14 protein-coding genes are annotated in these 12,885 nt (G+C 38.7%); 10 read left to right on the top strand and 4 right to left on the bottom strand.

What is annotated here, in order from left to right:
• Window positions 1-56 precede the first annotated feature (56 nt).
• From LS684_RS17505 to thrB, 4 genes are all read left to right on the top strand, one after another.
• On the top strand, window positions 57-1,019 hold the full coding sequence (locus LS684_RS17505; RefSeq protein WP_233807889.1) for a 2-hydroxyacid dehydrogenase: 963 nt from the start codon (window positions 57-59) through the stop codon (window positions 1,017-1,019).
• Window positions 1,020-1,614: 595 nt separating this feature from the next.
• A complete protein-coding gene (locus LS684_RS17500) occupies window positions 1,615-2,913 on the top strand; it encodes a homoserine dehydrogenase (RefSeq protein WP_233807885.1) in 1,299 nt (432 codons plus the stop codon).
• Window positions 2,910-3,971 carry a threonine synthase gene (gene thrC / locus LS684_RS17495; protein WP_233807884.1) on the top strand — a complete coding sequence of 354 codons (1,062 nt, stop codon included), beginning with the start codon at window positions 2,910-2,912 and terminating at the stop codon, window positions 3,969-3,971. Before LS684_RS17500 ends, thrC begins: the two co-directional genes overlap by 4 nt.
• Window positions 3,968-4,864 carry a homoserine kinase gene (gene thrB, locus LS684_RS17490; RefSeq protein ID WP_233807881.1) on the top strand — a complete coding sequence of 299 codons (897 nt, stop codon included), beginning with the start codon at window positions 3,968-3,970 and terminating at the stop codon, window positions 4,862-4,864. The genes thrC and thrB overlap by 4 nt, the downstream gene beginning before the upstream one ends.
• A 78-nt stretch (window positions 4,865-4,942) precedes the next feature.
• Here thrB and LS684_RS17485 read toward each other — a convergent pair whose 3' ends face one another.
• Window positions 4,943-5,179: a NifU family protein gene (locus LS684_RS17485; RefSeq protein ID WP_233807879.1), complete on the bottom strand. Its 237-nt coding sequence runs from the start codon at window positions 5,177-5,179 to the stop codon at window positions 4,943-4,945.
• A 274-nt stretch (window positions 5,180-5,453) separates the two neighbouring features.
• Between LS684_RS17485 and LS684_RS17480 the strand changes: the two genes are divergently transcribed.
• Window positions 5,454-5,780 carry a YuzD family protein gene (locus LS684_RS17480; RefSeq protein WP_233807878.1) on the top strand — a complete coding sequence of 109 codons (327 nt, stop codon included), beginning with the start codon at window positions 5,454-5,456 and terminating at the stop codon, window positions 5,778-5,780.
• 52 nt (window positions 5,781-5,832) lie between these two features.
• Here LS684_RS17480 and LS684_RS17475 read toward each other — a convergent pair whose 3' ends face one another.
• Window positions 5,833-6,900, bottom strand: coding sequence for an NAD(P)/FAD-dependent oxidoreductase (locus LS684_RS17475; RefSeq protein ID WP_233807877.1), 1,068 nt, complete (start codon window positions 6,898-6,900; stop codon window positions 5,833-5,835).
• Window positions 6,901-7,315: 415 nt separating this feature from the next.
• Between LS684_RS17475 and LS684_RS17470 the strand changes: the two genes are divergently transcribed.
• Window positions 7,316-7,555: a YuzB family protein gene (locus LS684_RS17470; protein ID WP_233807865.1), complete on the top strand. Its 240-nt coding sequence runs from the start codon at window positions 7,316-7,318 to the stop codon at window positions 7,553-7,555.
• 211 nt (window positions 7,556-7,766) lie between these two features.
• Here the strand turns inward: LS684_RS17470 and LS684_RS17465 are convergent, their stop codons facing one another.
• Entirely contained in the window at window positions 7,767-8,477 is a 711-nt protein-coding gene (locus LS684_RS17465) for a DUF2225 domain-containing protein (protein ID WP_233807863.1), read from the bottom strand.
• Window positions 8,478-8,738: 261 nt separating this feature from the next.
• Between LS684_RS17465 and LS684_RS17460 the strand changes: the two genes are divergently transcribed.
• Window positions 8,739-9,104 carry a HesB/IscA family protein gene (locus tag LS684_RS17460; protein WP_233807861.1) on the top strand — a complete coding sequence of 122 codons (366 nt, stop codon included), beginning with the start codon at window positions 8,739-8,741 and terminating at the stop codon, window positions 9,102-9,104.
• A 66-nt stretch (window positions 9,105-9,170) separates the two neighbouring features.
• On the opposite strand, the gene LS684_RS17455 is transcribed toward LS684_RS17460, so the two are convergent.
• Window positions 9,171-10,166, bottom strand: coding sequence for an NAD(P)/FAD-dependent oxidoreductase (locus tag LS684_RS17455; protein ID WP_233807859.1), 996 nt, complete (start codon window positions 10,164-10,166; stop codon window positions 9,171-9,173).
• Between the two features lie 443 nt (window positions 10,167-10,609).
• Between LS684_RS17455 and LS684_RS17450 the strand changes: the two genes are divergently transcribed.
• The 3 genes from LS684_RS17450 (at window position 10,610) to LS684_RS17440 (ending at window position 12,682) form a co-directional block, all read left to right on the top strand.
• Entirely contained in the window at window positions 10,610-11,827 is a 1,218-nt protein-coding gene (locus LS684_RS17450; protein WP_233807857.1) for an NAD(P)/FAD-dependent oxidoreductase, read from the top strand.
• Between the two features lie 78 nt (window positions 11,828-11,905).
• A complete protein-coding gene (locus LS684_RS17445; RefSeq protein WP_233807856.1) occupies window positions 11,906-12,394 on the top strand; it encodes an NUDIX domain-containing protein in 489 nt (162 codons plus the stop codon).
• Between the two features lie 156 nt (window positions 12,395-12,550).
• Window positions 12,551-12,682 carry a YuiA family protein gene (locus LS684_RS17440; RefSeq protein WP_233807855.1) on the top strand — a complete coding sequence of 44 codons (132 nt, stop codon included), beginning with the start codon at window positions 12,551-12,553 and terminating at the stop codon, window positions 12,680-12,682.
• Window positions 12,683-12,885: the final 203 nt, after the last annotated feature.

The raw sequence follows: 12,885 nt of genomic DNA, 5'->3' as shown, positions 1-12,885 counted from the left end.
TACTATAATAAATCTAGATAGTTTATGAAGAATTGCTAAAGGTAAGGGGATATGAAATGAAACCGTCCATTTATATAACAAGAAAATTACCTGCAGAAATTATCGAACCGTTCATGCAAAGATATACGGTTGAGATGTGGGAACATGAGGATCAATCCGTACCATATGAGATTCTTTTGGAAAAAGCAAAACACGTGGATGCCTTGCTGACCATGCTAACCGATCCAATCAATAAACAAATTATTGATGCGGGACAGTCATTAAAAGTCATTGCAAATCTTGCTGTTGGGTATGACAATGTAGATGTGCCAGCTGCAAAGGAGAGAGGAATTGTGGTGTGTAATACGCCAAATGTGTTGACCGATTCGACTGCCGATCTCACCTTTGCGTTATTGATGGCGACATCTAGAAGAATATTAGAAGCAGCCAACTTTATAAAAGAAAATCGTTGGAAAAACTGGAGCCCACTTCTTCTAGCTGGCAAAGATATTCACCATAAGACCGTCGGAATTGTTGGTATGGGGAGCATTGGTCAAGCCGTTGCTAGACGAGCATCAGGGTTTGATATGAAGATCATCTATTACAATCGCGCCCGAAACATCGAAGCGGAGCAAAGACTAGGAGCAACCTACGCTTCGTTTGATGAATTAATTCAAATGGCTGACTTTGTCATATGTTTGACTCCATTAACAGAGGAAACGAAGCATTTATTTTCAAGAGATATATTTAAGAAAATGAAAAACTCGGCCATTTTTGTGAATACTTCTCGTGGACCAGTTGTCGATGAAGAAGCATTATATGATGCACTCCTAACAGGAGAGATTGCAGGAGCAGGATTAGATGTATTCGAAACAGAACCTATTGGAGCCGATCATCCCTTACTTACCCTTGATAACGTGGTTGCTCTGCCACATATCGGGAGTTCCAGCATGGAGACAAGGACAGCGATGATGAACCTTTGTGTCGAAAACATTTTGGCCGTACTAGATGGTGATCCTCCAATTACACCTATTGGCTAATGGTCTATTTACTTTCATCTAGCCACCTAAAAAGTAACCGAGATTTCGGAGGCCACTGAAAATCTGCCGATCTTTTAGATTTTCTTGAAAATCAAACAAAAAGCCGCTTTAATTCCATTTATTTGGAATTAAAGCGGCTTTATTTTTGTTTTGTCGTCCTCTTTTGCTTCTATTGTTGCCCAATCAGTTTTAGAATTTTTTTAAAATTGACCGTAAAAATGGCCATTGCGCCTTGCATCTCTATAAGAATTTCGAGGCCCTATGGGAATAGTGTGACAGGAGAGACCCCGCAGGCGCGCTGAAGAGGCTCACCGTACGCCCCGCGGAAAGCTGAAGCATCCTGGAGTGGAAATCAACCGGCCCTATTTAACCAAACTCTCCTATTAAGGACTTTTTCAGTGGCTTTAGATTTCGGTGACTTTTTTGTTTTGAAAATTGTCAAAATTTTTAAACGCTGCTACCAATAGATAGTAAGCGTTTTCAGTGATTTTCTAAGGAAAATAGCTATTGTAAAGTTATTCTAAGCACCATATAATGTCTACTATATAAAAACAAATGTACACAATAGAAATACAGTAAGTAGGAGGAAGAACGTATGGAAGCTATTTCAATTGGTTTATTAGGGTTAGGAACTGTTGGATCTGGAGTAGTGAAAATTATTGAAAATCATCAGGATAAGCTGATGCACCAAGTTGGTTGTCCGGTTCAAGTAAAAAAAATCCTAGTACAGGATCTGGAGAAACAAAGAGAAGTATTTGTAAGGGAGGAGCTTCTAACTACAAAGGCAGAAGATATTATTCATAATCCTGAAATAGATATTGTTATAGAAGTTATGGGGGGCGTTGAGGAAACGAGAAAGCACCTTCTAGAGGCATTGAAGAATAAGAAGCATATCGTTACAGCGAACAAGGATTTAATGGCTGTATATGGTTCAGAGCTTCTTACATTAGCATCTGAAAATAACTGTGATCTATTTTATGAAGCAAGTGTAGCCGGGGGAATTCCTATTTTACGAAGTTTAGTAGATGGTCTAGCATCTGATCGTATTACGAAGATGATGGGAATTGTTAATGGTACAACGAATTATATCCTTACGAAGATGAGCAAGTATGGGAATGCGTATGAAGATGTTCTTAAGGAAGCCCAGCAGCTTGGATATGCAGAAGCTGACCCTACATCTGACGTTGAAGGATTGGATGCTGCAAGAAAGATGGCGATACTAGCAACATTAGGATTTTCGATGAAAATTGATTTAGATGATGTAGAGGTTCAAGGGATTACACATATCAGTGAGGAGGACTTAGATTATAGTAAACAATTAGGATATACAATGAAGCTCATCGGAATTGCTCATCGAGAAGGAGAGAAAGTAGAGGTAAGTGTCCAACCGACCCTTCTATCAAATGCTCACCCTCTTGCTTCCGTGAACGATGTATACAATGCAGTGTATGTGTATGGCGAAGCTGTAGGCGAAACGATGTTTTATGGCCCAGGAGCAGGAAGTCTTCCAACTGCAACGGCCGTTGTGTCAGATTTGGTGGGTGTGATGAAGAATATGCGTTTAGGAGTTAATGGAAAAAGTGCCGTCGTTCCACAATACCCTAAAAAGCTAAAGGAGCCAGAAGAGATTTTATCCAAGCATTTCTTAAGGCTACATGTACGAGACGAAGTCGGTGCCTTTTCAGAGATTACGTCGATTTTCTCTGAATATGGGGTAAGCTTCGAAAAAATTCTACAATTACCATTAAAAAAGCGAGAAGTTGCTGAAATTGTTCTTGTAACTCACCATGCATCACAAAAAGCATATGAAAGAATTTTATTTCAACTTAGAGATCTATCTTCTGTTAAAGAGGTAAAAAGTAGTTATCGTGTGGAAGGGAGCTCTAATCGATGAGGTGGAATGGATTAATAGAGGGATATAAGGACTTTTTGCCAATCAATGAATACACTCCTTCTCTCACACTTAATGAAGGAAATACGCCGCTGCTCAAGCTAGAGACTCTTTCTGCTGAGTGGGGAGTTGAACTTTATGTCAAAGTGGAGGGAGCAAACCCAACAGGCTCCTTTAAAGATCGAGGGATGGTGATGGCTGTTGCAAAGGCAAAAGAGGCTGGAAGCAGTACGGTCATATGTGCTTCCACTGGGAACACATCCGCATCCGCTGCAGCCTATGCTGCACGAGCAGGCTTAAGGTGCATCATCGTCATTCCAACGGGAAAGATTGCAATGGGAAAGCTCGCTCAAGCAGTAATGTACGGAGCAGAAATACTATCGATTGAAGGAAATTTTGATCAAGCGTTGCAGATGGTTCGAAAAATTAGTGAAGTAGAGCCTGTCACGCTCGTTAACTCTGTGAATCCTTACCGTCTAGAGGGGCAAAAAACTGCTGCATTTGAAATATGCGATCAGCTCGGATGCGCACCAGATATCCTAGCCATTCCTGTAGGGAATGCAGGAAATATTAGTGCATACTGGAAAGGGTTTAAGGAATACCATTCAGTAAAAGGAACAGGGCTGCCAGCGATGCATGGGTTTGAGGCTGATGGAGCTGCAGCTATTGTTCATAATCGGGTGTTTGAAGAACCAGAGACAATAGCAACGGCTATCCGAATTGGTAATCCAGCTAGCTGGGATCTAGCTATTCAAGCAGTCAGCGAGTCAATGGGGAGAATGGATGAGGTTAGTGATGAGGAAATACTAGCTGCTTATCAAAAGCTAGCTCAAGCGGAAGGTGTATTTGCTGAGCCAGCTTCTGCTGCATCCTTAGCAGGGGTATTCAAGCAAATCCAAACTAGGCAAATCCATGCAGGAGCAAAAATTGTTGCTGTGCTGACAGGAAATGGATTAAAAGACCCAAATACAGCGATAGAATGTAGTCCAATCAAGCCAATTCTCCTTCCAAATGAGGAGCAGGTTGTCGCAGAGCATATTAAAGGATTGGTTCATTTATGAGGTTTGTTATTAAAGTCCCTGGAAGTACAGCTAATCTCGGCCCGGGCTTTGATTCGATTGGGCTAGCTGTTAATCTCTATTTAACTCTCCATGTGGAGCAATCAACTCGTTGGGAGGTGATTCCTTTATCTGAGGAGCTAGAAATTTTTCCAACAGATGAATCCCATTTTATCGTTCATTCCGCTTTACAGGTAGCCAAATGGAATAACATGGAATTACCTCCTTGTAAGATAAAGATAAGCAGTGAAATTCCCCTGGCTAAAGGGCTGGGGTCAAGTGCAGCTGCAATTGTAGCTGCAATCGAGCTTGCTAATGCTGTAGGTGGATTGAATATGTCAAAACAAGATAAGTTAGTGTTAGCTTCTCAAATGGAAGGCCATCCAGATAATGTAGGTCCGTCTTTATATGGGGGACTAGTAATAGGGTGTCAGACGGAACAAGCTGTGGATGTTACTGTTCTTCAAGAATTACAATTTGATCTGGTAGGAGTGGTTCCAAACCAAAAGCTATTAACCGCAGCTTCTAGAGAGGTTTTGCCACCATCATTATCTTATGATGAAGCTGTAAAAGCAGGAGCGGTTGGGAACGTTTTTGTAGCGGCACTAATGACAGGTGATTATCAATTAGCTGGTAAGATGATGAAGCAGGATCGGTTTCACCAGCCCTATCGAAGGAAGCTAGTACCTCATTTTGGAATCATCGAAAAGTTAGCAGAGGAATTAGGAGCATTTGGTGTGGCTTTAAGCGGGGCTGGCCCAACAGTGATGTGCTGTGTAAAGCAGGGGGAAGGACAGGTATTCATTGAAAGCTTAAAACATGCCTTACCTGAAATGACGTATCACCATTTATCGATCGATCAAATGGGGAGTATGGTATACCAGACTGTTAGCTAAGATTTTTGCTGCAATTGAAGAAAATCATTCGCAAATAAAAAGCGATTCAATTAAGAATCGCTTTTTCAACCATATAAATTAGAATACTTGCTCTACTTCAACAACGCCAGGAACTTCCTCTAAAAGAGCACGTTCAATTCCAGCTTTTAATGTAATTGTAGAACTTGGGCAGCTTCCGCAAGCTCCTAATAAACGTAGCTTAACGATTCCATCCTCAACATCAACTAATTCACAATCTCCTCCATCACGAAGAAGGAATGGGCGTAATTTATCTAGTACTTCTTGAACTTGCTCAATCATTTCTTTTTCAGCCATTTCAATCGTCTCCTTTCCTACCTTTTATTATAATCATATTAGACTTAAAAATCTATTCTTGGCAATTAGAAACAGTAATTTGTTTTCGTTCCTTCGCGTTGTCCCAATCCAATGCACCCAAGAGAAATCGTTGGTAACACTCGAACATGCATGAATAATAGGACGACACTTAACGAACAACGTAAGTACCCATCTCTATTTCCTATAGAACAATCGTGTTTTTCCTATGAGAATATTGTAAAATAAAAACAAGGAATAAAGGGAGGGACAATTATTGGAAAAAACACAAGTGGAAGTGTCAATATATGGAGCAGAGCAGCTTTGTCCAAGCTGTGTAAACCTGCCATCATCAAAAGAGACGTATGAATGGTTAGAAGCAGCCATTAGTCGTAAATTTCCTAACCAACCATTTAAAATTACGTACATTGATATTAAAAATCCCCCTGAGATAGAAGAGAAACGCAGTTTTGCTAACAGAGTAATGGAAGAAGATATGTTTTATCCCGTAGTTGTGATTGAAGGGGAAATTGTTGGAGAAGGAAACCCAAAGCTAAAAACCATTTTTGCTGAAATGGAGAAGTATGGATATAGAGTAGAATAAGAAAGAGGGTGTCAAAAGTATAAACTTTAAGGCACCCTCTTTCTTGCTTATCTTATCCGTTATGATACTTGTACATCCAAAGGATCCCAGATTTTAAAAGGCGAGCTACACGACCGGTGATGGCCTTGTCCGCTACGAGTCCAAATCCATGTTTTTTTCCTAAGGAGCCAAGCACCCCTTTTAGTTTAATTTGTGGCAATGATTCTGGAAGCTCTTCCCCGCTCCAACGTTTAAGTAGTACTTGGACAATTTGCTCTGCTTGTCCTTCTGCTAGCTGAGCACTTGGTGCATGCGGTAAGCTTGCACAGTCTCCAACTACATAAACATGTTCATTTTGTGGAATATTATGAAGAGGAGTTAATTTGACACGCCCTTGAGCATCCTTTTCAACATCTAAGTTTCGAACAATTAGATTAGGTTGGATTCCTGCTGTCCAAACAATTGCATCACAATGAACGGGTTCATCGTGATTAAATAGAGTATTTTCTTCAACTCGAGTAATATTCGAGTGATTAATTATTTCAACACCGTGTGTATCAAACCAGTTCTCAACGTAAGTGCTTAATTTAACAGGAAATGCAGATAGGATATGTTCTCCACGATCAAATAGTTTAACACGTAAGTCTGGTCGACTTTCATTTAATTCACTAGCTAGTTCTACACCGCTTAGACCACCACCAACAATGGCAACTACTGCACCAGCAGGTAAATTGTTAAGTGTTTGATAAGTAGTTCTTGATTTTTCAATTGTTTGAATGCTGTACGTATATTCTTCTGCTCCTGGAATATCGTGAAATTTATCTTCGCAGCCTAATCCAATAATGAGGTCATCATATGAGAGGGCTTCCCCATCTTGGAACACTACCGTTTGATTGTCTAAATTTACACCTGTCACTTCACCGTATTTCATATGAAGGCGGGGGTGTTCAGGAAAAGGGACGCGAATATGATGATCAGAAATGGTACCTGCAGCGAGTGCATAATACTCTGTCTTTAAGCAGTGATAAGGTACGCGATCAATAAGAGTGATCGATACATCTTCAGGCAGTTGATTTGGCAGCAACTTTGCTAATACCTTCATTCCACCGTATCCGCCACCTAGAATCACGAGATTTTTCATTATGAATTTCCCCTTTGTGTCCACTTTAAAAGCGGTTATATGAATAGCTGCATCTCCCTGTTGTCTGTGTCACTCATTTAAGATATCTGCTATATCTATTCTCCCCTATTTGTGACAATGTGATCAAAACAGGTAAAAACGTTTTCACAAAATAATAAACGAATTATTTGAAAATAGCAAAAAGTACATCTATATGAATACCATAAAAAAGTATATCGAAATTGTGACAAAATCACAACACCCCTAGGCTAATTTGTTGACAAAATCACAAGGGAAATAACGTGAAGACTTCTTAAGAAATGATTACCAAATGGTTCGATTATTATAGGTGACTTCTCCCCTCTATTTAGGTCTGAAGGCTTGCGAATTTTATCTGAAAAGAGTAGGATAGACTATTAGTAGAGGGGTGATAGATATGATCAAACCGATTATTGAGTTTTGCATAAGTAACTTAGCTAGTGGAGCTCAAAGGGCAAAAGAGGTACTAGAAAAAGACTACGATTTAGATATTATAGAATACGGCTGTTTAGGTTATTGCGGAAAATGTGCCAATTCTCTTTTTGCATTAGTGAACGGTGAGGTCGTAACAGGGGATTCTCCAGAGGACCTTGTTGACAACATTTATCAATACTTAGATGAAAATCCAATGTTTTAACCATATAAATAAAGGAGCGAAAATGCTCTTTTCACCCTGTAGACAGCTCCCTGAAAGAGAGCTGTCTACAGGTTTTTTGTTGGGATGAATGTTTAGCTTTGTTTTTTCTTTGAAAAAGAAAAGAGACTTTAGATCAAATAGAACATCCCAATTGATCTAAAGTCGGAGAAAAAAATCACAATTTTTTTCCTCATTAGCCTCTATAGTATTCTTATAGACTTAGGCTATTCTCCTTAATTTCCTTTTGCTCTTCTCGAATATCATACCAACGTTCACGTGCCATTTCGATGATCTTAGGTTCAAGGGAACGACTTTGTCTTTCAATAACTTTGGAGAAATATTTTACAGCCTGCTCTGTATTTGAAGTTCTTCGAGAAATTTCTCCTATTAAGTAAAGAAGGCGATCAATGGAAACCTGTGTACCTTGAAAATCATCTGCTGTGTAAGACTCCAAATATTCATAGAGAGCTAGTTTTAAGAAGCGTTGCTCTTGCTCCATGTTTTCAAGTTCACGATAGATCCATGCTAATCTCATATACATGCCAGCAATGGTAATATGTTTTTCGTTCTTTAAAGTAGCACAGTATGCAGAAAGTTTATACGTTTTAATTGCATCCTTTCCATTTCTCTCAAGACCGAATGAGTGAGGTACCCAATTTGTGCATATTTTATCTGTGATTATTTCTTTTGTACCTGGCGGAAAGTAAGGAGTAAAATCGTCAGAGAATGAGAATCCACAATGTTCACAAACATTTATGTGATAGAAAGTGGGGTTTAAGGATGGATCTTTGTAGATAGGTCGAAAATCTGTATCATAATCCAAAACCTTCACAAACCGGGTGCGCATTTTTTGTGTTGTAAAGGATTTATTACAAATCATACATTTACAACTTTTATCATATAAAGGAACTAATTCTGTCATTTTACATCACCCTTTGTAGGTCGATTTCTTTAATATAATATAGGATAATATATCTATGATTATACCGTAAACAGCAGGATAATTGTACTTAAGATAATAAATTTTATGTGAATGAAAGGGTAATTAGTCACATGTATGTAGACTGTGGATTAGGATAAGTGTGGAAAAGGAAGAATCTGAAGCTCGTTCAGTTGAGTGTACGCTTCAGACTGTATATACTATATATAAGGGATTCCCTGAATCTGAAAGGAGGCCTATGAAATGAGTCAAGAGGTTGTAATCATAACAGAAGCTGCTGCTCTACAAATAAAAGATATGATGAAGCAAGGTGAGGAAGAACATGCATTGCTGCGCGTAGCTGTTAAAGGTGGGGGATGTAGCGGACTTTCTTACGGTATGGGCTTTGCTCATGAGGTTGAAGAGAATGATATGCAATTTGAACAGCATGGAATTCAGATTGTCGTCAATCAAGAGGATGCATCCATTCTAAATGGAACAAAAATAGATTATAAGCAGTCCATGATGGGCGGCGGGTTCACCATCGACAACCCGAACGCCATCGCGTCATGCGGCTGCGGATCATCATTCCGTACTTCTACCAATGCTGGTACGCCAGAGGAATGTTAAGCAAAAAAGCACTTGAATCTAATGATTCAAGTGCTTTTTATAAGCGCTAAACGGGAGCTTCCGCTTTTATTTAAACATCGATGAGCTGTGTAGTGGCTGAATTTTTGCTTTTGGATCAATATATGCTTTTGCGTTGTTTACTGCGGTTGGTGCTTCTCCAAAGCCACAAGCGATTAGTTTTACTTTTCCTTCATACGTGCAGATGTCACCTGCTGCGTAAATTCCTGGAATATTTGTTTCCATTTTTGAATTTACTACGATGGAATTTTTCTCGATTTCTAAGCCCCATTCTTTAATTGGGCCGAGTGAGGAAACAAAACCATAGTTGCAAATAACGGCATCTACATCAATTGCCACTTGTTCTTGGTCATTTACATTTTCTAAGATGACTTGCTGAATTCCATTGTCATTACCAATTAAATCGACTGGTACATAAGGGGTTTTAACATCTGCCTTTGAGCTATGTAGATTTTCAACACTGTGCTCATGTGCACGGAATTTGTCGCGGCGATGAACAATTGTGACTTGTTCTGCAATTGGCTCCAGCATTAACGTCCAGTCTACAGCAGAATCTCCGCCGCCAAAAACTACTACCTTTTGTCCAGCAAATTTATTTAGATCATCAATGAAATAGTGCAGGTTTTTACCTTCATAGCTAGTAGCATTTTCGAGCTCCAATCTACGAGGTTGGAATGCACCATTTCCTGCTGTTATAATAATGGTTTTAGAATAATGAACTTCTTTATTGGTTGTTAGCTTAAATACACCGTCTTCTTGCTTTTCGAGCTTCTCCACGGATTGTTCAAGAGAAATGGTTGGATCAAATTTAGCCATTTGCTCCTTTAAATTATTGATTAGCTCTTGTGCACGTACCTTTGGAAAACCGGCTACATCGTATATGTATTTTTCAGGATAAAGAGCAGATAGCTGTCCACCTAATTGTGGTAAGCTTTCAATGATTTTTACGGAAGCTTGTCTCATTCCGCCATAGAAGGCAGTAAATAATCCTGCTGGTCCTCCGCCAATTATCGTAATGTCATAAACTGTTTGATCTTCTTTCACGCCATATCCCCCCAAAAATGTAGTACCTTACCACCTTTTATCATACCATAAAATTAAACAATACTCACATTTGATGCGAGGTAGAAGTGGTTAAATAACAGGGTAGAAAAATTCATTTTGCCATCATTTAAACCGTATAAAAGGCAGCGAAGCTTCAATTCATTATATAGGTAGTTAGCAGATGGCACTGTGATTAATGTCATAATATTCGCAAGGTTTTTAAACTATCATAAAGGGTTGAAAAAGATGGTGAAAAAGAATATTATGTAGTGTAGGCATTATGTTAAGATTCTGTGACAATTTTCTTACATTTTTTTGACTTCTTTCGTGAAGTACATCACAAACTTTTTCGCATTTATTAAAATAAAATTTTATTTAGCGGTGGAAGATAAGAAAAAGCGCTAGAACATCGAAAAATCTTATAAGGGTGGAAGTGATACACTTTGAAAAAGCCAAAGATTGTTATTTTAGGAGCTGGATATGGCGGACTTATGACTGCAGTTCGTCTTCAAAAGTTAGTAGGGGTAAATGAGGCAGACATCGTGTTAGTCAATAAAAATGACTATCATTATGAAACAACATGGTTACATGAAGCATCTGCAGGAACTCTTCACCATGATCGTGTACGTTATGATATCCGTGATGTAATTGACCGCAACAAAGTAGAATTTATACAAGATACTGCGATTGAAGTTAAAATTGAAGAAAAGAAAGTCATCACCGAAAACAATGAAATTAATTATGATTATTTAGTAGTTGCTTTAGGTGCAGAACCAGAAACATTCGGAATTAAAGGATTAAAAGAGCATGCATTTTCAATTGTTAACGTAAATGCGGCAAGACAAATTCGAGAACATATTGATTATAATTTTGCTACTTACAACACAGAGGAAGAAAAGAAAGAAGAGCGTTTAACTTTTGTTGTAGGTGGAGCAGGCTTCACAGGAATTGAATTCCTTGGAGAGCTTACAAATCGTATTCCGGAACTTTGTCGTGAGTATGACGTTGATTACAAAAAGGTACGTGTTATTTGTGTAGAAGCAGCACCAATGGTTTTACCTGGTTTTGATCCTGAGCTTGTAAATTATGCAGTGGCTCAATTGGAGAAAAAAGGTGTAGAATTCATGATTGGTACTGCGATTAAGGAAGCTACAGAAGACGGAATTGTCGTTGCAAAAGGTGAAGATGAAGTTCAACACATTAAAGCAAATACAGTGGTATGGGCTGCAGGTGTTCGCGGAAGCTCTATCATCGAGAATTCAGGTTTCGAAGCAATGCGCGGCCGTGTTAAAGTTGAACCAGACTTAAGAGCTCCTGGACATGATAATGTATTTATCGTTGGAGATTGCTCATTAATTATTAATGAAGAAATTAATCGACCATATCCTCCAACAGCACAGATTGCGATGCAACAAGGAGAAGTATGTGCTCGTAACCTCGCTGCACTTATTCGAGGTAAAGCAGACTTAGAAACATTCACTCCAGATATTAAAGGAACAGTATGTTCACTAGGGGAAGATGACGCGATTGGTGTAGCGTTCGGTAAGAAAATGTATGGAGGAAAAGCTTCATTCATGAAGAAGATGGTTGATAACCGTGCTCTTTATATGATTGGTGGACCTTCACTTGTATTGAAAAAAGGGAAATTCAATATTCTATAATGTACTTTTCAAAGGGATAGACAGAAGTCTATCCCTTTTGTTTGCTAAAATATAGAGGTAGATGAGGAGGGGAGCTTAATGTCTAGTAATAAGAGAGGGAGCGTCTGGCTCGCAGTTTCTGGACTTGTTGTAAATGAAGATGGAAAGTGGTTAGTAGTAATGAAGAAATACGGTGGGTTAAAAGGAAAGTGGTCATTGCCAGCCGGGTTTGTTGAACAAGATGAAACAGCGGATGAAGCTGTCCTTCGCGAGATTAAAGAAGAAACAGGCATTAGTTGCGAGCTAAAAGGGATGATAGGCCTTCGAACTGGAGTTATTAATGGAGAGATTAGCGATAATATGATTTTGTTCCTTCTTACTCCGAAGGCACATCAACAAATTAAAGTTGAAGAAAATGAGCTATATGATGTAAAATTTATAGCCCCTGAAGAGCTAACAGAGCTAGATGAGGCGTCTGTTTTATTAAAATATTTTACGAACATTTCTTCAAGAGAAGCGAAGCCTTTAATTGGTGGAATTAATCCTGGTAATCAGTTCGGGTATACGGCATATAAATTATTTTTATAATTTTCTGAAAAAATAAGAAAGAACGAGTAAAGCAGAGTTTTAATAGTATGTATGCGTTTCCACTTCCCTTTTTTCAACTTATTTGCTTCTTTTCACAATTAAAAATCCTTGGTATATTATCAGAAAATTCATTCTTATTAAGGAGATGATTGAAAGATGGCAGCTAAGAATTATGATGGAAAAGAATGTGTATATTGTTCTGGAAAAGGGTATTTTCAACTTCTTCTTGGAGGTTCAGAAACATGCACGTGCTGCGGGGGATCTGGTAAGAGAAAAAGTCTTTCATAAATGTGGCTCTGTAAGCATTGCAGAGTTAAAGCTGTAGTCATTGTCTAGTGACTACAGTTTTTTTACACAAAAATAGACAAAGTTATGTATTCCTTAAGAAACAAATAGGAAGATCTACTCCTTGTAGCTGACATTTTGAGGAACATTTTCATCTTAAATAGTGTAAAAAAGCAATGTTGATGAATATTATTGACTCCCTATTT

It is taken from the genome of Cytobacillus spongiae (assembly GCF_021390075.1).
This window is presented reverse-complemented; position numbering and strand designations above follow the sequence as displayed.